The organism is Domibacillus enclensis (assembly GCF_900156125.1).
Classification (GTDB): Bacteria; Bacillota; Bacilli; order Bacillales; family Domibacillaceae; genus Domibacillus; species Domibacillus enclensis.
In genome coordinates this window covers 103,202-125,156 of the sequence record NZ_FTLX01000004.1, presented here as the reverse complement: position 1 = coordinate 125,156, position 21,955 = coordinate 103,202, and the positions used below count along the sequence as shown (strand labels likewise).

16 protein-coding genes and 1 riboswitch are annotated in these 21,955 nt (G+C 47.9%); of the genes, 2 read left to right on the top strand and 14 right to left on the bottom strand.

Going from position 1 to position 21,955, the window contains the following annotated elements:
- Nucleotides 1-9 precede the first annotated feature (9 nt).
- Together argB and BW952_RS09835 are read left to right on the top strand one after the other, a co-directional pair.
- Nucleotides 10-774: an acetylglutamate kinase gene (argB, locus tag BW952_RS09840; RefSeq protein ID WP_045852606.1), complete on the top strand. Its 765-nt coding sequence runs from the start codon at nt 10-12 to the stop codon at nt 772-774.
- Nucleotides 771-1,910: an acetylornithine transaminase gene (locus BW952_RS09835; protein ID WP_045852607.1), complete on the top strand. Its 1,140-nt coding sequence runs from the start codon at nt 771-773 to the stop codon at nt 1,908-1,910. The genes argB and BW952_RS09835 overlap by 4 nt, the downstream gene beginning before the upstream one ends.
- 157 nt (nt 1,911-2,067) lie before the next feature.
- On the opposite strand, the gene BW952_RS09830 is transcribed toward BW952_RS09835, so the two are convergent.
- From BW952_RS09830 to BW952_RS09765, 14 genes are all read right to left on the bottom strand, one after another.
- Nucleotides 2,068-2,841 (bottom strand): alpha/beta hydrolase, encoded by a 774-nt coding sequence (locus BW952_RS09830; RefSeq protein ID WP_045852608.1) that lies wholly within the window; start codon nt 2,839-2,841, stop codon nt 2,068-2,070.
- Nucleotides 2,842-3,224: 383 nt separating this feature from the next.
- Nucleotides 3,225-4,652: an Asp-tRNA(Asn)/Glu-tRNA(Gln) amidotransferase subunit GatB gene (gatB, locus tag BW952_RS09825; RefSeq protein WP_045852609.1), complete on the bottom strand. Its 1,428-nt coding sequence runs from the start codon at nt 4,650-4,652 to the stop codon at nt 3,225-3,227.
- A gap of 14 nt (nt 4,653-4,666) precedes the next feature.
- Nucleotides 4,667-6,115: an Asp-tRNA(Asn)/Glu-tRNA(Gln) amidotransferase subunit GatA gene (gatA, locus tag BW952_RS09820; RefSeq protein ID WP_045852610.1), complete on the bottom strand. Its 1,449-nt coding sequence runs from the start codon at nt 6,113-6,115 to the stop codon at nt 4,667-4,669.
- A gap of 12 nt (nt 6,116-6,127) precedes the next feature.
- The gene (gene gatC / locus BW952_RS09815) at nt 6,128-6,418 is read right to left on the bottom strand and encodes an Asp-tRNA(Asn)/Glu-tRNA(Gln) amidotransferase subunit GatC (RefSeq protein WP_045852611.1); all 291 of its coding nucleotides are present in this window, start codon (nt 6,416-6,418) and stop codon (nt 6,128-6,130) included.
- A 167-nt stretch (nt 6,419-6,585) separates the two neighbouring features.
- A complete protein-coding gene (gene aceA / locus BW952_RS09810) occupies nt 6,586-7,875 on the bottom strand; it encodes an isocitrate lyase (RefSeq protein ID WP_045852612.1) in 1,290 nt (429 codons plus the stop codon).
- A gap of 741 nt (nt 7,876-8,616) precedes the next feature.
- Nucleotides 8,617-9,426, bottom strand: coding sequence for a zinc transporter ZupT (gene zupT / locus BW952_RS09805; RefSeq protein ID WP_045849168.1), 810 nt, complete (start codon nt 9,424-9,426; stop codon nt 8,617-8,619).
- A 210-nt stretch (nt 9,427-9,636) separates the two neighbouring features.
- The gene (gene metE, locus BW952_RS09800; RefSeq protein ID WP_045849167.1) at nt 9,637-11,925 is read right to left on the bottom strand and encodes a 5-methyltetrahydropteroyltriglutamate--homocysteine S-methyltransferase; all 2,289 of its coding nucleotides are present in this window, start codon (nt 11,923-11,925) and stop codon (nt 9,637-9,639) included.
- Nucleotides 11,926-12,090: 165 nt separating this feature from the next.
- Nucleotides 12,091-12,271, bottom strand: a riboswitch (cobalamin riboswitch).
- A 78-nt stretch (nt 12,272-12,349) separates the two neighbouring features.
- Entirely contained in the window at nt 12,350-13,519 is a 1,170-nt protein-coding gene (locus tag BW952_RS09795; protein ID WP_231581253.1) for a CamS family sex pheromone protein, read from the bottom strand.
- A gap of 13 nt (nt 13,520-13,532) precedes the next feature.
- Entirely contained in the window at nt 13,533-15,542 is a 2,010-nt protein-coding gene (gene ligA, locus BW952_RS09790) for an NAD-dependent DNA ligase LigA (protein ID WP_045849165.1), read from the bottom strand.
- 24 nt (nt 15,543-15,566) lie between these two features.
- A complete protein-coding gene (gene pcrA, locus BW952_RS09785) occupies nt 15,567-17,759 on the bottom strand; it encodes a DNA helicase PcrA (RefSeq protein WP_045849164.1) in 2,193 nt (730 codons plus the stop codon).
- Nucleotides 17,760-17,792: 33 nt separating this feature from the next.
- A complete protein-coding gene (pcrB, locus tag BW952_RS09780; RefSeq protein WP_045849163.1) occupies nt 17,793-18,491 on the bottom strand; it encodes a heptaprenylglyceryl phosphate synthase in 699 nt (232 codons plus the stop codon).
- Nucleotides 18,492-18,605: 114 nt separating this feature from the next.
- The gene (locus BW952_RS09775; RefSeq protein WP_045849162.1) at nt 18,606-18,902 is read right to left on the bottom strand and encodes a YerC/YecD family TrpR-related protein; all 297 of its coding nucleotides are present in this window, start codon (nt 18,900-18,902) and stop codon (nt 18,606-18,608) included.
- Nucleotides 18,903-18,904: 2 nt separating this feature from the next.
- Nucleotides 18,905-19,882 carry a DUF3048 domain-containing protein gene (locus BW952_RS09770; protein WP_045849161.1) on the bottom strand — a complete coding sequence of 326 codons (978 nt, stop codon included), beginning with the start codon at nt 19,880-19,882 and terminating at the stop codon, nt 18,905-18,907.
- 35 nt (nt 19,883-19,917) lie between these two features.
- The gene (locus tag BW952_RS09765) at nt 19,918-21,657 is read right to left on the bottom strand and encodes an adenine deaminase C-terminal domain-containing protein (protein WP_045849160.1); all 1,740 of its coding nucleotides are present in this window, start codon (nt 21,655-21,657) and stop codon (nt 19,918-19,920) included.
- Between the last annotated feature and the right edge of the window lie 298 nt (nt 21,658-21,955).

Below are 21,955 nucleotides of genomic sequence, written 5' to 3'. Positions count from 1 at the left end.
GTGATTTCAGTGAAAACAGTTGTAGTGAAATGCGGCGGAAGTGTCCTAAAAGAATTGTCGCAAAGCTTTTTTGACAGCATGAAGGCACTTATTGACGATGACTATCAGATCGTTTTTGTTCATGGAGGCGGTCCGGAGATTAACGCGATGCTTGAGCAGATGAATGTCGAAAGCGAATTTAAAAACGGCCTGCGTGTGACATCGGAAGAAGTGCTTCAAGCAGCAGAGCTTGTCCTTTCCGGCAGCATGAACCGCAAGCTTGTCCGCCTTCTTGAGCAGCAGGGGATTCCAGCCATTGGCTTACAGTCAAGCGACCAGGGTGTGCTCCAGGCTGATTTTATTGATCAGGAAGAGCTCGGCTTTGTCGGAGACGTAACCGATGTGAACAAACAAGTGCTTGAGCTGTTTTTGCAGGCAGAGCTTCTTCCGGTTCTAACGCCCATTGCAAAAGGACCGAATGGAACGGTGCTGAATGTAAACGCAGACCATGCGGCAGGTGCTGTTGCCTATGCACTCGCAGCAGACCATTTGCTTATGGTGACAGATGTTCCGGGTGTGCTAAAGGACGGCGCACTCCTCCCATCGTTAACAGCAGATGAAACACAGGCACTGATTGAATCGGGCGTGATCAGCGGCGGCATGATTCCAAAAGTAAACACTGCACTAAAGGCGCTGCAAAGCTGCGGACACGTTCATATCGTTTCAGGCAAAAAACCGTTTTATGAAAACGGGACATGGCATGGCACTCAGTTTAACAAGGAGGAATCTTCATGAGTCATTTATTCCCTACATATGCAAGATGGGACGTAACGCCGGTGAAAGCAAAAGGCGCTTACCTGACCGCAAAAGACGGAAAAGAATACCTTGATTTCACATCTGGAATCAGCGTGTGCAACCTGGGGCATGCACCGGACAACGTGCAGAAGGCAGTGGAGAAACAGCTGAATCAGTTTTGGCACACGTCAAACTTATTTCAAATTGAGCTGCAGGAAGACGTCGCCAAGCAGCTGACCGATGCATCTGGCCTTGATCTTGTCTTTTTTGGCAACAGCGGCGCAGAAGCAAATGAAGCGGCCATTAAGCTGGCGCGCAAATCAACCGGACGCACAAAAATCATCACGTTTGTTGACTCCTTTCACGGCCGGACGTTCGCGACGATGGCGGCGACCGGACAGGAAAAGATTAAAACCGGCTTTGGTCCAATGCTCGAATCGTTTGAATATGTGACAATGAATGATCTTGATTCGTTAAAAGCAGCACTTGATGACAATACAGCCGCCATTATGTTTGAAGTCATTCAAGGCGAGGGCGGCATAAACGAAGGCAGCGCTGATTTCTTGAAAGCGGCGGAGCAGCTCGCGCACGAAAACAGCTCACTCGTAATCATCGATGAAATCCAAACCGGCATCGGCCGTACCGGCAAGGCATTTGCTTACTTGCATATCGGTCTGGATCCGGATATTGTTTCCTTTGCCAAAGGCGTCGCAAGTGGTTTTCCACTCGGCGGCATTATTGGCAAAGCATCTCTTGCCGATGTATTTTCTGCAGGGTCACACGGGTCGACATTTGGCGGCAACCCTGTTGCGCTTGCAGCCGCAAAAGAAACACTCGCTACTATTTTTGATGAATCCTTTTTAGCGGATGTGACGAAAAAAGGCGAAAAGCTTCGTTCTCTATTAGAGAAAGGATTGGCTGACGCCGCTATTTTCAATAAGCTGAAAGGCAAAGGCTTAATGGTCGGTATTGAGCTGGACGAAGAAGCCGGTCCATTTATCGCTAAGGCACGGGAGCAGCAGCTGCTTATTTTAACCGCTGGCACGCATGTGATCCGCCTGCTTCCACCTTTGAATGTGACAGATGAGGAAATCGAAAAAGCGGCCACAGTCATCGTAGAAATGTTAACAGCATAACTCGCTAACGCCGGTATTTTCGTTTTAACGTCGGTATTAGCGGTGCTAACGCCGGTATCTATTTATATCGGCGTTAGCATATCCTTAATCGGCGTTATTCTCTTTTTTCCGGCGCACATGAAAAGCAGGCGATCCCCTAGTGGGCCGCCTGCTTTTTTTATAACACTTGTTTTAAGTACTGTTGTCTGCTTGCCACTGATTGAATAAATCCGGCTGCTTCCTCCACAATCTGTTCCGCATCGTAATCCATTGTCGCCACGTGATACGAATTGTTCAGTGTAACAAGCTGCTTCTGGCTTGATGAAATAGACTGGTAAATAAACGTTGTATTTTCCGGCGGCACGACGTGATCCACAGCCGATTTAATGCAAAGCGCCGGCACCTGGATGCGGTTCAGCACATGCGGGATTTCCTTCATCAGCTGCTGAAGCTCGCGGATGGATGCGACAGGTGCTTCCTCGTATGTGATTTCATGCACGTCCTGCTTGTTGATATCCGGATGGCCTTCCGGTATAAACCGGGGTGCCGGATCATGCTGCAAGTGATCCAGCGACGGCAAAGTGAGTGCCGCATTGATCGTCACAATGCCCTCAATATGCTGGTTAGCAGCAGCAAACTTCAATGTCAGCGTGCCGCCCATCGACTGGCCCATTAAGAAAATACGCTTGCCGCGTTTTTTCAAAAAGCGGTACGCACGCGAATAGCTTTCAAACCAGTCCTCATGGGTGCATTTTTCCATATCAAGCTGGTGAGTGCCGTGTCCTTTCAAACGCGGTGCGATAACCGAAAAGCCTTTTGCATTCAAGGCTTCTGCCACATCACGAACGCTTTGCGGCGTGCCAATAAATCCATGGGACAGCACAATCCCGATCTCATTGCCCTCTAAATAAAATGATTCTGCCCCCGGCATTACCGCAAAATGTTCACGCATAAGAAAAACCTCCATTTTAATTCCGATTATTTTTATAAGATATGTATACTTTAACGTAAGTTATCCGACACGTCAAGTTGGAATTAAAAAAAGCTGCCTTCATAAAGAAGACAGCTTCATGCTGTTGAAAAAAAAGAAATGGCTGACAAACACACCGATCTGACCGGAAAAGGCTTTTTATCGGTCAGATGATGACAGTTACCGGTCACTTCCAACTCTATCTGCAACAGGATACTTTTATTCAACTTATCTAGCTCACTGCTTTTCTAGAAAAAGAACCTCTTCCTTGCTATGAAATCTTAAAAAACATTAAGAGTCTCTTTCCGCAATTTTCTTTCAACACGACGAAAGCTGCCTTCGTAAAGAAGACAGCTTCGTTTCGTTTAGCGTTTTTGAATTTCTTCAGCTAATAGCTTGTTGATTGCCTGTGGATTTGCCTGGCCTTTTGATGCTTTCATAATTTGACCGACCAGGAAGCCGATTGCTTTTTTCTTGCCTTCTTTAAAGTCTGCGATTGATTGCGGGTTTGCATCGAGCGCGTCATTTACGAACTTCAGCAGAGCCGATTCATCAGAAATTTGCACGAGGCCTTTTTCTTTCACAATCGCTTCTGCATCTCCGCCGTTTTCAATGATTTCTTTAAAAACGGTTTTAGCGATTTTAGACGAAATCGTTCCTTCCTCAAGCAGCTTGATCATACCAGCCAGGTTGGCAGGTGTCAGCTTCGTTTCAGCCAATTCCTTGCTCTCTGCGTTCAAGTAGGCCGGCACTTCGCCCATTAGCCAGTTGGATGCTTGTTTGGCTGCGGCTCCTGCTTCAACCGTCGCCTCGAAGAAGTCCGCAATTTCCTTGGACATGGTCAGCACTTTTGCATCATGCGCTGGCAGGCCAAGCTCTTCCATGTAGCGCTTTTTGCGTGCATCCGGCAGCTCCGGAATCGATGAGCGAACACGTTCCTTCCATTCGTCATCGATGTAAACAGGAAGAAGATCCGGCTCCGGGAAGTACCGGTAGTCATCCGATCCTTCTTTGACCCGCATTAAAATCGTTTTGCCTGTGGATTCGTCGAAGCGGCGTGTTTCCTGCTCGACCTTTCCACCTGAAGACACGACTTCTGCCTGGCGTTTTTCTTCATATTCAAGCCCTTTACGGACGAAATTGAAGGAGTTTAAGTTTTTCAATTCGGTTCTTGTCCCGAACTCCTCTTGTCCAAATGGACGAATGGAAATGTTCGCATCACAGCGAAGCGATCCTTCTTCCATTTTACAATCGGATACTTCTGTGTATTGAATGATCGCTTTCAGTTTTTCCAAAAATGCATAGGCTTCTTCCGGTGAGCGGATATCCGGCTCCGAAACAATTTCCACAAGCGGCGTTCCCTGGCGATTGTAATCGCAAAGAGAGTGCTTGCCTGCATGCGTCAGCTTGCCGGCATCTTCTTCTAAATGAAGGCGCGTAATGCCGATCCGCTTTGTTTCGCCGTTTACTTCAATTTCTACCCAGCCGTGCTCACCGATTGGCTTATCATTTTGCGAAACCTGATACGCTTTCGGATTATCCGGATAAAAATAATTTTTCCGGTCCCATATCGATTCTTCCGCAATATCGCAGTTGATCGCCATGGCTGCTTTCATCGCATATTCAACCGCTTTTTCATTCATAACCGGCAGCACACCCGGATAGCCGAGGTCGATGACGGTCGTATTTGTATTGGGCTCCGCGCCGAAATGGGCCGGGGCCGATGAAAAGATTTTTGAGTTTGTTTTTAATTCAACGTGGACTTCAAGTCCGATGACTGTTTCAAATTGCATAGTGGTCCCCTCCTTTACAGCTCCGGTTTTTCTTTATGAAAATCAGTTGCCTGCTCATACGCATGGGCAACGCGGTACACGGTTTTTTCATCAAAATGATGTCCGATGATCTGCAAGCCAAGCGGCAAGCCGTTCTCTGCAAATCCACATGGAACAGAGATGCCTGGTACACCCGCCAGGTTAACCGGAATCGTTAAAATATCGTTTGCATACATCGTTAATGGATCATCAATAATTTCGCCGATTTTAAACGCTGGCGTTGGGGTTGTCGGACCGATGATGACGTCATAGTTTTCCAGTACGTCCTCGAAGTCCTTTTTGATCAGCGTACGGACCTGCTGCGCTTTTTTATAATACGCATCATAGTAGCCGGAGCTGAGCGCGAATGTGCCAAGCATAATCCGGCGCTTGACTTCATCACCGAAGCCTTCAGCACGTGTTTTTTTGTATAAATCAATCAAGTTCTCAGCACCTTCTGCACGGTAGCCATAGCGGATGCCGTCAAAGCGGGCCAGGTTTGATGATGCTTCTGATGAAGCCAGCAGGTAATACGTTGCAACACCATATTTCGAGTGCGGCAGCGATACTTCCTCCCATGTAGCCCCGAGTCCTTCAAGCACCTTTAACGCAGCAAGAACGGACTGCTTCACTTCTTCTGTAACGCCTTCTCCAAGGTATTCCTTTGGCACCGCAATACGCAGGCCTTTAATATCGCCTGTTAAGCTCGCCGCAAAGTGTTCACCTGGAACATTGGCGGACGTTGTATCTTGCGGATCCACCCCAACAATCGCTTCCAATAAATGCGCATTGTCTTCTACGTTGCGCGTAATCGGTCCAATTTGATCAAGTGAGGAGGCAAATGCGATTAAGCCAAACCGGGATACACGTCCGTATGTAGGCTTCATGCCGACAACACCGCAGAATGAAGCAGGCTGGCGAATCGAGCCGCCTGTATCTGAACCAAGGGAAAACGGCACTTCGCCCGCTGCTACAGAAGCAGCTGAACCGCCTGAAGAGCCGCCTGGCACGTGATCAAGGTTCCACGGGTTGCGTGTTTTCTGAAAGCTGGAGTTTTCTGTAGACGACCCCATCGCAAATTCATCCATGTTTAATTTCCCAATGGTAATTGTGCCGGCCTCGCGAAGCTTGTTGACAACCGTTGCGTCATAAATCGGATCAAAGTTGTGAAGAATCTGGCTCGCCGCTGTTGTGCGGATGCCCTTCGTCACGATGTTGTCCTTTACCCCGATCGGAATGCCGGAAAGGATGCTTGCTTTGCCGGAGCTTTGCGCTACTTCTGCTTTTTTGCGCGCATTTTCTTCATCTAATGTAATAAACGCTTTTACGTCGCCATCAACGGCAGCGATACGTTTAAATGATTCATCAACAAGATCCGGAACCGATACTTCTTTTTTCTCGATCATCGATTGAATCTCTTTTAATTTATGGTCAAATATGGACACAGTTTCTCCTCCTTACTCAATAATAGACGGTACGCGTATTTGGCCATCCTGCTGGTCCGGTGCGTTTTTCAATACGTCTTCCCGGTCAAGGCCTGGCGCTGATTCATCCTTGCGCAATACGTTCTTCATATTTAAAACGTGTGACGTCGGCAGCACGTTTGATGTGTCAAGCTCATTCAGCTGCTCAGCGAATGTAATGATCGCATCAAGCTGCTCGGTAAATGTATGCACTTCTTCGTCTGTAACAGCAAGGCGCGCCAAATGGGCTACATGCCGTACCTGATCTTCTGAAATTCGCGTCAATGGAATCCACCTCCGTAAAAAATGTGTACGCTAATAATTGCACAAAGTTTATTTTACCATGATTTCTGTCTTCGTGAACAAAAAGAAGAACCGCCTTCGAAATGAAGGCGGCCTTTCATCTATTATACATCCCCCAATGTAAGATAGATCCCTTTGTTCGTATACAATCAGCTTGTTTGAAACTGCTCTTCCTCGGTTGACCCTTTCAGTGCAGTCGTTGAAGACTGGCCTCCTGTTACGGTCATCGACACGGCATCAAAGTAGCCGGTTCCTACTTCGCGCTGGTGGCGCGTCGCGGTGTACCCGTCTTTTTCCGAATCAAATTCTGCTTGCTGCAGCTCCGAGTACGCACCCATGCCGCGTGTTTTGTAGCCATTGGCAAGCTGGAACATGCTGTGATTCAAGGCATGGAAGCCAGCAAGCGTTACAAACTGGAACTTGTAGCCCATTTTGCCGATCTCCACCTGGAACTTTTCAATCGTTTCGTCGTCAAGCTTTGCCTTCCAGTTAAACGACGGTGAGCAGTTGTACGCAAGCAGCTTGCCCGGGAATTTTTCATGAATCGCATCAGCGAAGCGCTGCGCCTGTTCAAGGTTCGGCTCAGACGTTTCACACCAGATCATATCCGCGTACGGCGCATAGGCCAAACCGCGGGCAATCGCTTGCTCAATCCCTGCATTCGTTCGGTAAAAGCCTTCCGATGTGCGTTCTCCTGTCAGGAACTCTTTATCTGCCGGATCGATGTCACTCGTAATTAAGTCCGCCGCATCGGCATCGGTACGAGCGATTAAAACGGTCGGCACTCCCATAACATCTGCCGCCAGACGGGCCGCGATCAGGTTTTTCACCGCTACCTGTGTTGGAAGCAATACTTTTCCACCCAGGTGACCGCATTTTTTCTCTGAAGAAAGCTGATCTTCAAAGTGAACGCCGGATGCGCCCGATTCAATCATGCTTTTCATCAGTTCAAATACGTTAAGCTGTCCGCCAAATCCCGCTTCGGCATCAGCGACAATTGGCGCGAAATAATCGATGGATTCATCCTGTTCCATATGGGCAATTTGGTCCGCCCGCTGAAGTGCCTGATTAATGCGTTTCACAACACTCGGCACGCTGTTTGCCGGGTACAAGCTTTGATCCGGGTACATGTGACCGGACAGATTGGCATCTGCCGCTACTTGCCAGCCGCTCAAATAAATCGCTTTCAATCCTGCCTTTACTTGTTGCACAGCTTGATTGCCCGTCAGTGCGCCAAGCGCATTCACGAAAGGTTCCTCGTTTACCAGACTCCATAGTTTGTCAGCGCCGCGTTTGGCCAGTGTATGCTCGATATCGATAGACCCGCGCAGTTTGATGACTTCTTCTGCAGAGTACGGACGCTGAATTCCCTGCCATCTTGATTCCTTCTCCCATGATTGCTGAAGCTGATCCACCCGTTGCTGTTTCGTGTTTCCCATTTTAAAACATCCCCCTTGTTATAAAACAGATTGTCTTTTACAATTTGTATTGTATAACAGATTGTTTTGTTTGCCAACCATTTTTTTTAAAAAGAATAAAAAACAGCTAGTCCATCACAATGAGGACAGCTATTGAATCCGAACAATCTAGCAGCTGAAGGCTTTGATTCTTCTTTTTTCTTGGAAAAGCACAATCAGGGGCTCCGGGCTGCCGGCTTCGCTTTCCTGCTGGGCGATCGCTGAACCAGCCCGAAAACCATGGCTGTTTCAGCCTGTCCGCTCGTCCAGTGGGAGTCTTCGCCGGCCTCCCTCCGCCCGTTGTGGTCCTAATGAAACAGGGAGGATAAAAAGTTTGAAAACGGCTTGTTTTCAACGACTAACGAGTGGCTTGTATGAGAAGCACCTTTTCTTTTTTATACGAATAATAGATAGTGGTTTGTTGGTCTCCCCTTCAAAAAGCCCTTTTTTAGGATTTTACCAGTTGCTTTCCCTCCTCACTAAGGACGGAGACTCGGGAGGGATCAGCGGGTTAGGTGAGATCCACTTTTGGAGCGTAGCGACAAAAGTTAGCTCACCGCCCGCCCCTCCGAACGCGAAGTCCTGCAGAAGCCGCCCAAACCGTGTTTGCGCAAGCACAGCAGCGTTGAAAAAGAAAAGTAGTCACCTGCTTTTCATTGACACATTCTTTTTTCAACAGCATAAAAAGACAGAAGAATGGCTCTTCTGTCTTCGTCGTTTTTATTATAAAAGCAGCAGCAGGCTAATCGCCATGACCGCCATGCCGGAGACAACTCCGTAAATCGCCAGGTGGGTCTGGTCATATTTCTGTGCAGCCGGCAGCAATTCATCGAGTGAAATAAACACCATGATTCCCGCAACACCGGCGAAAATCATGCCAAACATCGTATCGGTTAAATACGGCATTAAAATGAGCCAGGCAACAAGTGCGCCGACCGGCTCCGATAAGCCTGACAAAAATGACCACTTAAACGCTTTTTTTCGGTCGCCCGTTGCGAAGTAAAGCGGTACCGCGACCGCGATGCCCTCTGGAATATTGTGAATAGCCACCGCAATCGCAATGGCAATTCCAAGGCTTGGGTCCTGGAGAGCCGAAGCAAATGTCGCGATACCCTCTGGAAAGTTATGAATCGCAATGGCAATGGCCGTAAAGACCCCCATTTTTTTCAGACGTGCATATTCGTCGCGTTCCGGTTCTTCGTGAAATTCTTCTACTGTTTTTGTTTCATGCGGATTCCCTGAAGATGGGATAAATTTATCAATAATCGCGATGACAACAATACCCGCAAAAAATCCAATGACGGTCAGCCAGTACCCTGTTTTGTCTCCATGCTCTAAAACAAGGGCATCCTTTGCTTTTACGAAAATTTCGATCATCGATACGTAAATCATGACGCCTGCTGAAAACCCGAGCGCCCAGGCAAGAAATTTTGTATTCGTCCGTGATGTGAAAAACGCCAGCGCACTTCCAATTCCTGTCGCTAAACCGGCTAACAATGTTAACCCGAATGCCAATAGCACATTCCCGTCCATCTGAGCCCTCCTCTGTACTTTTTTATTAGTGTATGCTAAAAGTTGCTCTTATGCAACAATTTTTGTTTAAGCTAATAAAAAGAAAAGAACTGCGGGCTAGTCAGTTCTCTGATGGCGCAAATACGTGGAACAAGGCGCAATTCACGTGGAATTGCGCCTTGTCTCTCATTATTTTGCCATGAAGAAGGAACTCTCTTCTCAGTCGGCTTGTTATACCGGTTGTTTTTGACGGCGCAGCTTTTTAGCCGCTTCCACCATATTTTTCAAGGAAGCAACCGTTTCTTCTTCTCCGCGTGTTTTCAGGCCGCAATCCGGGTTCACCCAAAATTGTTCCGTTGAAATAACGGCCAGGCTGTCATTCAAAATCGTATCGATTTCTTCTATGTCGGGCACGCGCGGACTGTGAATATCGTACACACCAAGACCAATGCCCAGCTCATATGGATGTTGCTTTAATGAATCGATCAGCTCGCCATGGCTTCTCGACGTTTCAATGGAGATAACATCCGCGTCAAGGGCACGAATCGGCTCGATGAAATCATTAAACTCGCAATAGCACATATGCGTATGAATCTGTGTTTCGTTTTTCACACCGGATGTGGCGAGCTTGAACGCATTGACTCCCCATGCCAGGTAATCGTTCCACTGTTCCTTTCGAAGCGGCAGCCCTTCGCGTAATGCCGGTTCATCTACTTGAATAATGGCAATGCCCGCTTGTTCCAGCGCCTGGACTTCTTCTTTTAGGGCTAAAGCAATTTGATTGGCTACCTGCTCCCGCGATAAGTCGTCACGCACAAAGGACCAATTTAAAATAGTCACCGGGCCTGTAAGCATTCCTTTTACATATTTAGAGGTCAGCGCTTGTGCTTCTGCTACTTCCTTCAGTGTCATCGGTGCTGTCCATTCCACATCTCCGTAAATAATCGGCGGTTTTACACAGCGTGATCCGTATGAAACCACCCATGCCTTTTCCGTAAATGCAAAGCCGGTCAGCTTTTCACCGAAATATTCCACCATGTCCGTCCGCTCAAATTCGCCGTGAACAAAAACATCCAGCCCGATCTCCTCTTGTATGCGAATCCAGCGTGCTGTTTCCTTCCTCACAAATTCAGCATATTCTTCGTTTGTCATCTTGCTTTGACGCCACGCTTTTCGTGTGCGCTTCACCTCAGCTGACTGCGGAAAACTTCCGATTGTCGTCGTTGGAAAATCCGGTAATTGCAGTGCTTGTTTCTGCACGGATTGACGCTCTTTAAACGGCATTGGACGGGAAAAATGCTCTTCCTTTACTTCTGAAACAAGCTTTTTCACACGCTCATTTTTCCTTACTTCATGCTGCTTCAGTGCTTCAATGGCTTCCATGCTTTCTGAGACACTCTTATTTCCGGACCATTGTCCTTCACGAGCGTACGCACACAACTGTGTCAGCTCCACAATCTTCTCATCCGCAAAAGCCAGGGCATTCTTCAACACTGGCTCAAGCTGTGTTTCAGACTGAGTCGTTACGGGAACATGCTGCAGGCTGCAGGAAGACTGAATCCATACTTCCTGCGCATCACTTAATGATAAAACCGCCTTGATGGCTTCTGCTTTTTCTGCCAGATCCGCCCGCCAGACATCGCGCCCATTCACAATGCCAATCCCGAGCACTTTGTCCTGTGGAAAGCCGTCTGTACGGAGAGACTCCATATTTTCTTCTGCTCCATGGACGAAATCAAGCCCAATTCCAGCCACCGGCAGCTTAGATAATTCTCCGTAGGCGGATAACGCTTGAAAATACGTTTGCAGCATCAGCCTGGCTTCTGGTGCCTCTTGCGCCAGCTGCTTGTAAATCTCCTGTATCAGCTTCACATCCTCTGCGTCCAGTGACTGTGCAAATGCCGGCTCCTCCAGCTGAATCCACTCTGCCCCGGCATCGGCCAGCTGCTGAATGACAGCTGCATAAAGGGAAATCAGCTGTAGCACAAACGCAGCCTTTGATGTTTTATCGTATCCTTTTGTTAGTTGAACAAACGTATAGGGACCGATCAAGGTTGGCTTTGTGATGATGCCCAGCTCATTTTTCGCTTCTTCAAAGTGGGTCAGAAGATAATTTTCCGTTAATTGCAGCGTCTTCCCATCATATTCAGGCACAATGTAGTGATAATTCGTGTTGAACCATTTTGTCATTTCAGAAGCAACAGCATCCGCCGTTCCCCGCGCCATCGCATAATACGTGGATACATCCACGCGGCCTCCCTGCCAGCCATAGCGGTCAGGCACCATTCCGAACATCGTCGATACATCAAGCATCCGGTCGTATAAAGTAAAATCGCCTGTTGTCACGAGATCCATTCCAAGCGACTGCTGGTGTTTCACTTGCTTCAAGCGAAGCTCCTTCATCTTCAGCGCAAAATCAGCTTCTGAAAGATCTTTCTTCCAAAACGCTTCTACATACCGTTTCCACTCTCTGTTTTCTCCGATATACGGATATCCAATTGCTGTACTCACTGCTTTCATTTTTCCGCCTCCTTTATTTTTCAACACAAAAAAGCCATCTTCACGAATGGAAGATGGCTTATACAATCAAGTTAAAGACACGCTAAAAAAAGCATGCAGCGATACTGCTCATAACTCGTTTGACGTACATTGAATGGTCACCACCTATTTCCACGTAGGTATTTGGTGTGTACTTAGAAGTTGGCAGGTCTCCTGGCTTCTCATCAATGTTCCTCACGCCTTCCCGTCTATTGACAGTGGCTTCTGTGATTCACTCCGAGTTACAGTTGCGGGACAGCGACGGACTCACACCGTTCTTCCCTTTTAAGCCAGGCCTCAGCCTGGCACCAATTCTTACACGATATTGAATTGCGATAACTATATCATACTCCTAAAAACAAGTACACACCTTTTGGAATAATCTATCTCTTTCACTTTTCCTTTTTTACTCATAAATATGCACATACGGTTCTTCCGCATTGGCTTCTTTTACTATAAGCGCTTCGGTGCCGCTCGTTGATGTAATGCTTACTTCTACTGGAATGTAAGCCGGAAAATGCTCCATGACGAGACCCGTCACATACTGCGTGAAGCCAATCGCTTCCGCTTTCCCGTAAAATTGAATCGGGATTTCGATCTTCAATCCTGTCAGCTCTTCACCGCTGTAAAGTCCACGGCCAATCACACCGTTGAAATTATCGAAGTACGTTTCAATGTCCTGCTTGAAGTTCGCAAAGTAGGTGGAATCCTCACGATGGTTTTCTTCCGCTGTACTCGACGGGAACAGCACATACTCTTCATCGATGGCTTTCCAGTCTGAGATTTCTCCATCTCCTGCATCAAGATGTGTGTATGCAATAAAATTGCCTGCTGTGACCGAGTTTTGTGGAGCCTGCTGGAATAAAGCGATCGTTACAGGAATATTTTTCGTTTTGTCCATGGACCTCAGGCGGGAGGCGACCTGAGCGGCCATCTTTTTCCCTTCTTCTTCGATCTTTTCGTCCGGGATCGTAAATTCGTACTGCGCTCCATATGCTTCCTTCTGGTAATAATGCACAGAATTAAGCGCCAGCCCGATGACCACTCCATCAAGCTGAAGAGAATTATCTTCTTTTTTCGTTAAATAATCCTGCTCCATAATATGCGCTAAATAAATGGGCGCGCGCTCATTTCGTTCGTCTACTGATCCTTCGCCTGAATCAACAGGGTTTAGCCCGAGGTTTTCCTCTGCCGTCAATTCCTGTTCCTTCAGCTGGGCGTCCGTGTATTTCCGGCTTAGCCATGAACGGACAACACCCTCCTCCAGCACCTGTCCTTCTTGAAAGAAAAAGCTTTCCGGAGAAAAGTTTTCCTGCGCGATTCTCATCAAGCCGGTTTCAAATTCCACGATATCATGGCGCGTGTTTAGATTGGACACTACCAGGCCGCGAGCTTTTCCCGGTTCAAACGGGACAATAGTGCGGTAAAAATTTTCCGATATTTGATAGGTCGGTATAACAGCTGTTGTTTCGTCCCCATTCTCCTGTGTTACCTCATCATCGTTCTGCAGCGCCGGCGCACACCCGCTTGCAAGCAACATGGCAGACACCGCCGCCAGAACCCATTTCTTTTTCAAAAAAAGCCACCTCTTATTTTGTAAGTTCATTCATAAGCCGCTGTTCGTCCCACACGTCAATGCCGAGCTTTTCTGCTTTTTCAAGCTTTGAGCCGGCTTCTTCTCCTGCAATGACCAGATCGGTTTTTTTGCTGACGCTGCCTGTTACATTGCCGCCGAGCGCTTCAATGCGTTCCTTTGCTTCATTGCGCGTCAGCTGTGTCAGCTTTCCGGTTAACACAATGGTTTTCGCCGCAAACGGTGAATCTCCCTCTGCCACAACAGGCTGAACAGGTCCGTCATACGACATATTTACCCCCGCTGCCTTCAGCTTTCCGATTAATTCTGCCACTTCTTCCTGGTCAAAATAAAGCACAACCGCTGCCGCCATTTTTCCACCAATTTCATGAATGGCCGTTAATTCCTCTTCTGTTGCATCCTTCAGGCGGTCAATCGTGCCAAATTCCATCGCAAGTGTTTTAGCTGCTTTTGCTCCAACATGTCGAATGCCAAGACCAAACAGAAGGCGCTCAAGCGAGTTTTGCCTGGAGGCGTCAATTGCCGCCAGCAAATTGTCCGCTGATTTATCGCCCATCCGCTCAAGCTTGATCAAATCATCCTTTTGAAGGGTGTATAAATCCGCTACATCTGTAATGAGCTTTTCACGATACAGCTGCGCGACGACTTTTTCACCGAGGCCGTCAATATTCATCGCATTACGCGACACAAAATGCGTCATGCCTTCACGAATTTGCGCCGGGCACTGCGGGTTGATACAGCGAAGCGCCACTTCCTCTTCAAGCCGGACCAGCTCGCTTTCGCATTCAGGACAGTGGTCGGGCATGCGGAATTCTTCCTCCTCACCCGTGCGGCGGTCGGTCAGCACACTGACAACCTCAGGAATAATATCCCCGGCTTTTTTCACCACCACCATGTCGCCGATCCGAATATCCTTCTCACGGATCAGATCTTCGTTGTGAAGCGATGCCCGTCCGACGGTTGTCCCTGCGACACGAACCGGCTGGAGCACAGCAGTCGGCGTGACCACACCGGTTCGCCCCACACTTAATATAATGTCTGTTAATTTCGTGACGACTTCTTCTGCCGGAAATTTAAACGCCGTTGCCCAACGCGGACTTTTCGCCGTAAAGCCGAGCTCATCCTGATGATCCAGTGAGTCAACTTTAATGACAATGCCATCAATTTCATACGGAAGCTTCGTTCGTTTTTCCGACTGCTCCTTCACATACGCGATGACGTCTTCAATGGTCTGGCAAACGCGCCGTTCCCTGTTTGTTTTAAAGCCGAGCGAATCGAGCAGATCAAGACCGCTGCTGTGGGTTTCCTGACCAAGCGGGCCCGGATTCGCAATGCCGTATAAAAAGATATCCAGATTGCGCGACGCGGCAATACGCGGGTCGAGCTGCCGGAGAGATCCGGCTGCAGCATTGCGCGGATTCGCAAAAGGCTCTTCTCCTTTTTCATCGCGAATGGCATTCAGCGCAATAAACGACTGCTTCGGCATAAACGCTTCACCGCGCACTTCCATCGTCAGCGGCTTTTTCAGCCGGAGCGGAATAGAGTGAATCGTTTTTAAATTAGCCGTTATGTCCTCGCCCGTCGTTCCATCACCGCGCGTTGCTCCCTGTACAAATAAGCCGTCTTCGTACTTCAGTGATACGGCAAGGCCATCAATCTTCAGCTCACAGACGTATGAATACGAGGAATGACCGACCAGCTGCTCAATGCGGCGGTCAAAATCCAGTAAATCTGCTTCGTTAAATGCATTGCCCAGACTGAGCATCGGCGTGTCGTGGCGTACCTTTTGAAACGCATCCAAAACGGCGCCGCCGACACGCTGCGTAGGCGAGTCCGGCGTTTGCAGCTCCGGAAATTTCGCCTCGATTTCATTCAGCTCCTGCAGCAAACGGTCATATTCAGCATCCGGCACTGTCGGCTGGTCCATGACATAATACTCGTAGCTGTATTTATTCAGAATGTCATGCAGTTCTTTTACGCGCTGCTCCGCTTTCATTCCATCCATTTCTGCATCCTCCATTCAATCCGCTTATCCTTTTTCAATCGGCGCAAATTGCGCGAGAAGCCGCTTAATGCCTGTTGGACTTGGAAACGCAATATCAAGCTCGGTGCTGTCGCCGCTTCCCTTCACCGCCACAACGGTTCCCGTTCCCCATTTTTTGTGGGAGGCTTTATCGCCAACACGCCAGTTCAGCTGCTCCGCCGCATTGCTTGGCGGACGTGTAACAGCCGGCCGTGCTTTTTGGCCGAATGGCATTTGTTTTCTCGGCTGCCGCTTCGGATTTTCAGCTTCCAGCAGTTCTTCCGGAATTTCACTGATAAACCTTGAGACCGGGTTCATGTTCGTCCGGCCATAAAGCGTCCGCATTTCCGCGTTTGTGATGTACAGCTCGTTTTCTGCGCGTGTAATGCCAACGTACGCGAGGCGGCGTTCTTCTTCCATTTCTTCCTCATCCATTAGGGACCGGCTGTGCGGGAAGACGCCTTCCTCCATGCCGATTAAGAAAACGACGGGGAATTCAAGCCCTTTAGCGGAATGAAGCGTCATTAACACGACCGATTCTGTCGGATCCTCTTCTTTGCCGAGCTGATCGATATCCGCCACCAGTGCCAGGTCTGTTAAAAAGGCAACCAGCGTTTTGTCCTCGCTGTTGTCTTCAAACGATTTCGTAACAGACAAAAACTCTTCAATATTCTCAATTCGTGTTTGTGCTTCAATCGTTTTCTCCGCTGCCAGCATGTCGACATAGCCGGTCCGGTCAATCACCTGCTCCACAAGCTCTGAAACGGACAAGTACTCCTGCTGCTGCGTGTAAATGTGAATAATGTCGCGGAAGTCCGCTGCTGCATTGGCGGCTTTCCCGCTTAATCCGATAAAGTCCACCTCGGCCAGCGCCTTGTACATGGAAATGTCATGCTCCTGCGCATATCGGGCAATTTTATCAAGCGATGTGGAGCCAAGCCCTCGCTTCGGCACGTTAATGACCCTCGTTAAGCTAATGTCGTCATCCGGATTCGCAATTAAGCGCAAGTAAGCAAGCAAGTCTTTAATTTCTTTCCGGTCATAGAACTTTATGCCGCCGACAATCGTATAGTCAATGTTTGATTTCATCAACGTTTCCTCAATTAAACGGGACTGTGCATTCGTGCGGTACAGCACCGCGAAGTCCGACTGCTTTCGACCGGCTGCTGCGATTTCTTTTATTTTGCCTGCTACAAATTCTGCTTCCGTCCGCTCACTGTCCGCCCGGAAATACGCGATTTTTTTCCCATCGCTGTTTTCCGTCCAGAGCTTTTTCGGCTTCCGGTTTGAATTGTTTTCGATTACTTCATTGGCTGCCTGCAAGATGCGCTTGGTCGAGCGGTAATTCTGCTCTAAAAAGATCGCTTTCGCATGCGGATAATCTTTTTCAAACGATAAAATATTGGCGATGTCCGCTCCGCGCCAGCGATAAATAGACTGATCGCTGTCCCCGACCACACAAAGGTTTTGAAACCGGCTCGCCAGCTGCTTGACAAGTGTATACTGCGATTTATTCGTGTCCTGATACTCGTCCACATGAATATACTGAAACTTGCGCTGGTAAAACTCCAGCACTTCCGGCACCCGCTCAAACAAGCGGATCGTCAGCATAATTAAATCGTCAAAATCGAGCGCATTGTTTTTCTTCAGGCGCTTTTCATATTCAGTGTACACATCGGATGTAACCTTATCCATATAGCCGCCCTGCTGACGTGCAAAAGCGGCCGCGTCCACAAGGATATTTTTCGATGAACTGATCGCTCCAAGCAGTGCTCGGGGATCAAACTTCTTCGGGTCAATGTTCTGATCCTTTAAAATACTTTTTAGCACTGACAGCTGATCTGCTGTATCTAAAATCGTAAAGTTCCGGCTGTAGCCGATCCGGTCGATGTCACGGCGCAAAATACGCACACACATCGAGTGGAATGTGGACATCCAGATTTCTTCGGACGCTCCTCCAAGCAGAGCGCCAATCCGGTCTTTCATTTCACGCGCCGCTTTATTCGTAAACGTCAGCGCCAGTATATTGTACGGATTCACTTCTTTTTCAACAATTAAATACGCAATCCGGTGTGTCAGGACGCGCGTTTTACCGGAGCCAGCCCCTGCCATAATCAGAAGAGGTCCTTCCGTCGTTTTAACAGCTTCCTGCTGTTCAGGATTCAATCCTTTTAATAGTCGATCTGTTAAAAATTGCATACTGCCACCACCATTCGGAACATTTGTTCTTTATTATACACTATTTTTAACCGCTGTGACGGTTTTTAATGCTTCTTCAGGCGAATCATATACCGCATTTCCGACAACGACAACGTCAGCATGCTGCCCGATCTCCTTCGCCTGCTCAGCCGTTCGGATGCCGCCTCCGTAAAAATACGTCGTACGTGTTTCCGCTAACAGATCGCCTGCTTTTTTAACCGCTTTGATATCACCATACGTACCGCTGTATTCTAAATAAAAAACCGGAAGCTTCCATAAATGACCGGCGAGGCGGGCGTAAGCCGTAATGTCCTCTGTATCCGGTTTTTCTGTTGCACCTGTCAGCTTGGCCGCTTTACATTCCGGATTCGCAATACAGTAGCCTTCCACCACCAATTCATCCGGATTCATCAGTTCCCCATATTCCTTCATTGCTGCCGCATGAAGACCGGTAATCCATTCCGCTCTTTTTGTATTTAAAACGGTCGGAATAAAATACAAATCAAAGCCCGGTGTCACCATCTCGAGTGACGAGATTTCCAGCACACAAGGAAGTGGATAGCGCCGCACACGAACCATTAATTCTAAAACGTTATCCAGCGTCACCCCATCTGAACCGCCAACGATAATGGCATCCGTCCCAGACTCACATACACGTTCAAGCAATTGATCATCTATTTCTTTGTTCGGATCTAATTTAAACACATGCCGCCATTCACGCACATCATACATACAGGCCGCCTCCAATCATTCAATTACAACTTCGTATTATATCACGAAACGAAGGCCGCTTCATTTGTTCAACAGCATGAAAAAAAACAGCCCTCGCATTGAGGCTGTTTTTGGTCATTCCTTATTATGAACACGCTTCAGCACAAACTCGTACCCGTCGTTGCCGTAATTCAAGCAGCGTTTCACACGGGAAATCGTCGCAGTGGATGCACCCGTTTCGGTTTCAATTTTATGATACGTTTTTCCTTCTTGCAGCATTCGGGCTACTTCCAAACGCTGGGCCAGTGACTGGATTTCATTTACTGTGCACAAATCGTCAAAAAACCGGTAACACTCTTCCATATCCTTTAACGAAAGGACGGCTTGAAAAAGCTGGTCCAGCTCTTTCCCCCGCAACTTCTCTATTTGCATAATCAGCTTCCATTCCCTTCACGGTCAGTTTCTATTTCAACTGCTTTGTTCAGTCCTCTTGAAGCAGGCACAATATGAATCCACGTCGTTCCCTGTACAAGAGCTGCTCCACTTTCTGTATAAGGCACAATGCGTCCATCCTGGTTACGCCACTTCACAAGATTCCGCACACCTTTTTGAATAAGAAACGCATCGCCGCCGGACGTCAGGTCAATATCCAACCGTCCTTTTGCATCAACAACGCGGTGGTCTGCTTCAATCACAAAAATAGTATCCGCCTTAACGTCAGCTCCGCCAATCGATCGATTGTACGAATCTCCATCATACTGATAAACAGATTCAAACAAATCATTTGAAGAAGGACGAATCCGCACCTCTTCTGCTGGTTCTCCACTTAAGGACTGCTCCTCTTCTTCAGATAAAAAAGACAGCCGAGAAGGCACAGTATCCATGTTATACCCTTTTTGCTCAGCTACCCGCAGTGCTTCGTCCATATCGATGTAGGAATTATGAGGTGCTGTCCGGGAAGCATCGCGTTTAAAAACATTCCCATCATGCTGAATGCCATTTATCTGATCCACTTCACCTGACAGAAGCAGCTCCTGAGCCTCCGGACTGTAGCCATGTGCTAAAAACAGCGCATTGTAGCCGTCTGCAAGCTCAATAAAGTAATCCCGCGCACTGCGAACCGGACCGATTTCGGCCGGGTATTCACTTTGATAAAGCGCCAAAAAGCGGGTAATCCCGCCTTCTGCCAACACTTCATACACAATATCCGCTTCATCAAGGGCCGTTTGCGGTCGCGCAGAAGGGTGATTGCTGACCACAACGGCTATTGCCCGGTTTGATGTATCAGATGACTCTATTCCTGTTAAAGGATTGATTTCATTTCTTTTTGATTGTTCATTGGCAGGCTCAGCACTTGAACAACCGCTGATGAATACAGCCGCTGCCGCCATTGCCATCCATTTTTTTCTCATATCGACACTCCGAAAAATAGTTTTACTTTACTATTTTAACGCATTATCGTCGGAAAGAGTACCGTTTTCTTCATAACGTCGTACATCCCCTGTGAGGTAATCCGAATATAAGGCAAATGAGTCGACGTCAGAAACAGAAGAGAATAGATCGGATCTTCGTACGGGTAACCGCGTTCTGACAGGAGTTCTCGCAGCTTCATTTCCTGCTCAATGACCGTTTCAAACGGCTGGTCGGACATAATACCGGAAACCGTTAACGGAATTTCATGAATGATTTTTCCGTTTTCCGTCAGTACAATGCCGCCGCCTAATTCCTTTACCCGGTTAAAGGCACGCTTCATTTCTTCCTTGGATGAACCAATCAGCACAATGTCTTCTGTGCTGGAGAAGGAAGAAGCAAACCCCTGTACATTTCTTGCAAATCCTTTAATCGTCGTATTAATCCGCCATTTCCCTTCGTAGTCCAGCAGCACGAGATAATTTTGATCCTCTTCCATATAAAAGTGCTCCCCGGCTACATCCTTTACGACCGTGCAAGGCTTTGTGATGACGTTATTGACCATTTCAATTCCAAACGGCATCGAAAACTGCAGATCATCCTCTTCAAGCTCCCAGTTGATGTGCATTTTCGTATGCCCAAATCGCTCCCAGACAACAGGTGGGAATGCGGCAGCCCCGTTTTCTTTTTCTTTTTTGACCCATACACCATTTGCGAGGACAGATTCAGGTGTCGGATGATATTCATCCGATAAAATATTGACACTGGCAACTCGGCCAGGCGCAATCATCCCATGCATGTGCTCCATCCGGTAATAGCGTGCTGCGTTATATGAAGCCATATGATACGCGTCCATCGGCGGCACACCCTGCTCAATCGCAATACGGATCAGCTTATCTGTCAGCCCGTCCGCACAAAAAGCGGGAGATGGACCGTCGGTTGTCAGCATCATCATCTCGTACTGATCGAGATCCATTTCGTTCATTTCCTTCAGCAGCTTTTCAAGGTCCGGCCGGATGGAAGAGTGGCGGAGTGTCACCATCATGCCGTTCATGAGCCGCTTCCGTACGTCCTCACCTGTCATCGATTCATGATCACTGTCTGCTCCAAACAGCGTCATTTTCGTAATGGTTTTTTCTGAGGCTCCAGGAAAGTGGCCTTCAATCCGCTTGTTCGCGGCTTTTGTTTCCTGCATCCAGTACAGCATCATGTCGTCTCCGTCCATCAGCTTCGGCCAGCCGGTCAATTCGCCTCCCTGGATCACACTTTCATGCTCCAGCCATGAGCTGACGTTGCCATTTGCGAACACGTCTCCTTCATTGTCAATTTCGGTTTGGGCATCATAGCGGCACCACCAGTACATCGAAACAGGCTGCTTGTTCAGTTCATCAATCAAAGAAAACGCTTTCTTTTTCTCAAGTGCCAGCAGCATCATTAAGTTGTCATTGACCAGTGTCGTCGTTCCGCGCTTTGCGGCATATTCTGCAAATGTTTGCGGGTTGTAAATAAGGAATGGGTGCACATGCGGTTCAATATAGCCCGGCACGATCGTTTTCCCTGTGCAGTCTACTATTTCATCCGCCCGGTCCGGCATCTCTTCGCCAACGTACACAATCCGGTCTTCGTATACCCAAATGTTTCCCGTCATCCATCGTTTCATAGCAGAATGCAGGTAGCGGGCATTTTTCAGGACGAGCGTCGGTGCTTTTTTACGGTCGATCACCGCGACCTGTTCTCTTATTTTTTTATTTTTCCATTTATGTGTTAAATCAGACATACCAATCGTTCCTCTCAAAAATGACATCGCTTTCAACCTTGCGATTATGTTCATCGTAACATAGATCGCACGGTAAAGCATTAAAGAACCAACTGATTTGTGAAAAAAGTTCGAACTTTTGGCAAGAAACTTGCATAAGTCTGATTTTCGGGGTTTTTTCCAAATAAGCCCCTTTACCCGGATAAATGAGAAAGCATTAAAGCTTCAGCCGATTTTCCATTATTTTTGGATGCACCTTGTAGGATTTCGGCCTTGATTTTTGTAAGATGACGTACTGCTCCTGGGCAAGCCTTTCAAG

Bases quoted from the DNA above. Each gene is read 5' to 3' on its own strand.
- aceA (WP_045852612.1), bottom strand. From the start codon at position 7,875: ATGGGAAACACGAAACAGCAACGGGTGGATCAGCTTCAGCAATCATGG.
- ligA (WP_045849165.1), bottom strand. From the start codon at position 15,542: ATGGATGGAATGAAAGCGGAGCAGCGCGTAAAAGAACTGCATGACATT.
- BW952_RS09775 (WP_045849162.1), bottom strand. From the start codon at position 18,902: ATGCAAATAGAGAAGTTGCGGGGGAAAGAGCTGGACCAGCTTTTTCAA.
- BW952_RS09830 (WP_045852608.1), bottom strand. From the start codon at position 2,841: ATGCGTGAACATTTTGCGGTAATGCCGGGGGCAGAATCATTTTATTTA.
- BW952_RS09835 (WP_045852607.1), top strand. From the start codon at position 771: ATGAGTCATTTATTCCCTACATATGCAAGATGGGACGTAACGCCGGTG.
- BW952_RS09765 (WP_045849160.1), bottom strand. From the start codon at position 21,657: ATGTCTGATTTAACACATAAATGGAAAAATAAAAAAATAAGAGAACAG.
- metE (WP_045849167.1), bottom strand. From the start codon at position 11,925: ATGAAAGCAGTGAGTACAGCAATTGGATATCCGTATATCGGAGAAAAC.
- zupT (WP_045849168.1), bottom strand. From the start codon at position 9,426: ATGGACGGGAATGTGCTATTGGCATTCGGGTTAACATTGTTAGCCGGT.
- BW952_RS09770 (WP_045849161.1), bottom strand. From the start codon at position 19,882: ATGAGAAAAAAATGGATGGCAATGGCGGCAGCGGCTGTATTCATCAGC.
- pcrA (WP_045849164.1), bottom strand. From the start codon at position 17,759: ATGCAATTTTTAACAGATCGACTATTAAAAGGATTGAATCCTGAACAG.
- pcrB (WP_045849163.1), bottom strand. From the start codon at position 18,491: ATGTATGATGTGCGTGAATGGCGGCATGTGTTTAAATTAGATCCGAAC.
- gatB (WP_045852609.1), bottom strand. From the start codon at position 4,652: ATGCAATTTGAAACAGTCATCGGACTTGAAGTCCACGTTGAATTAAAA.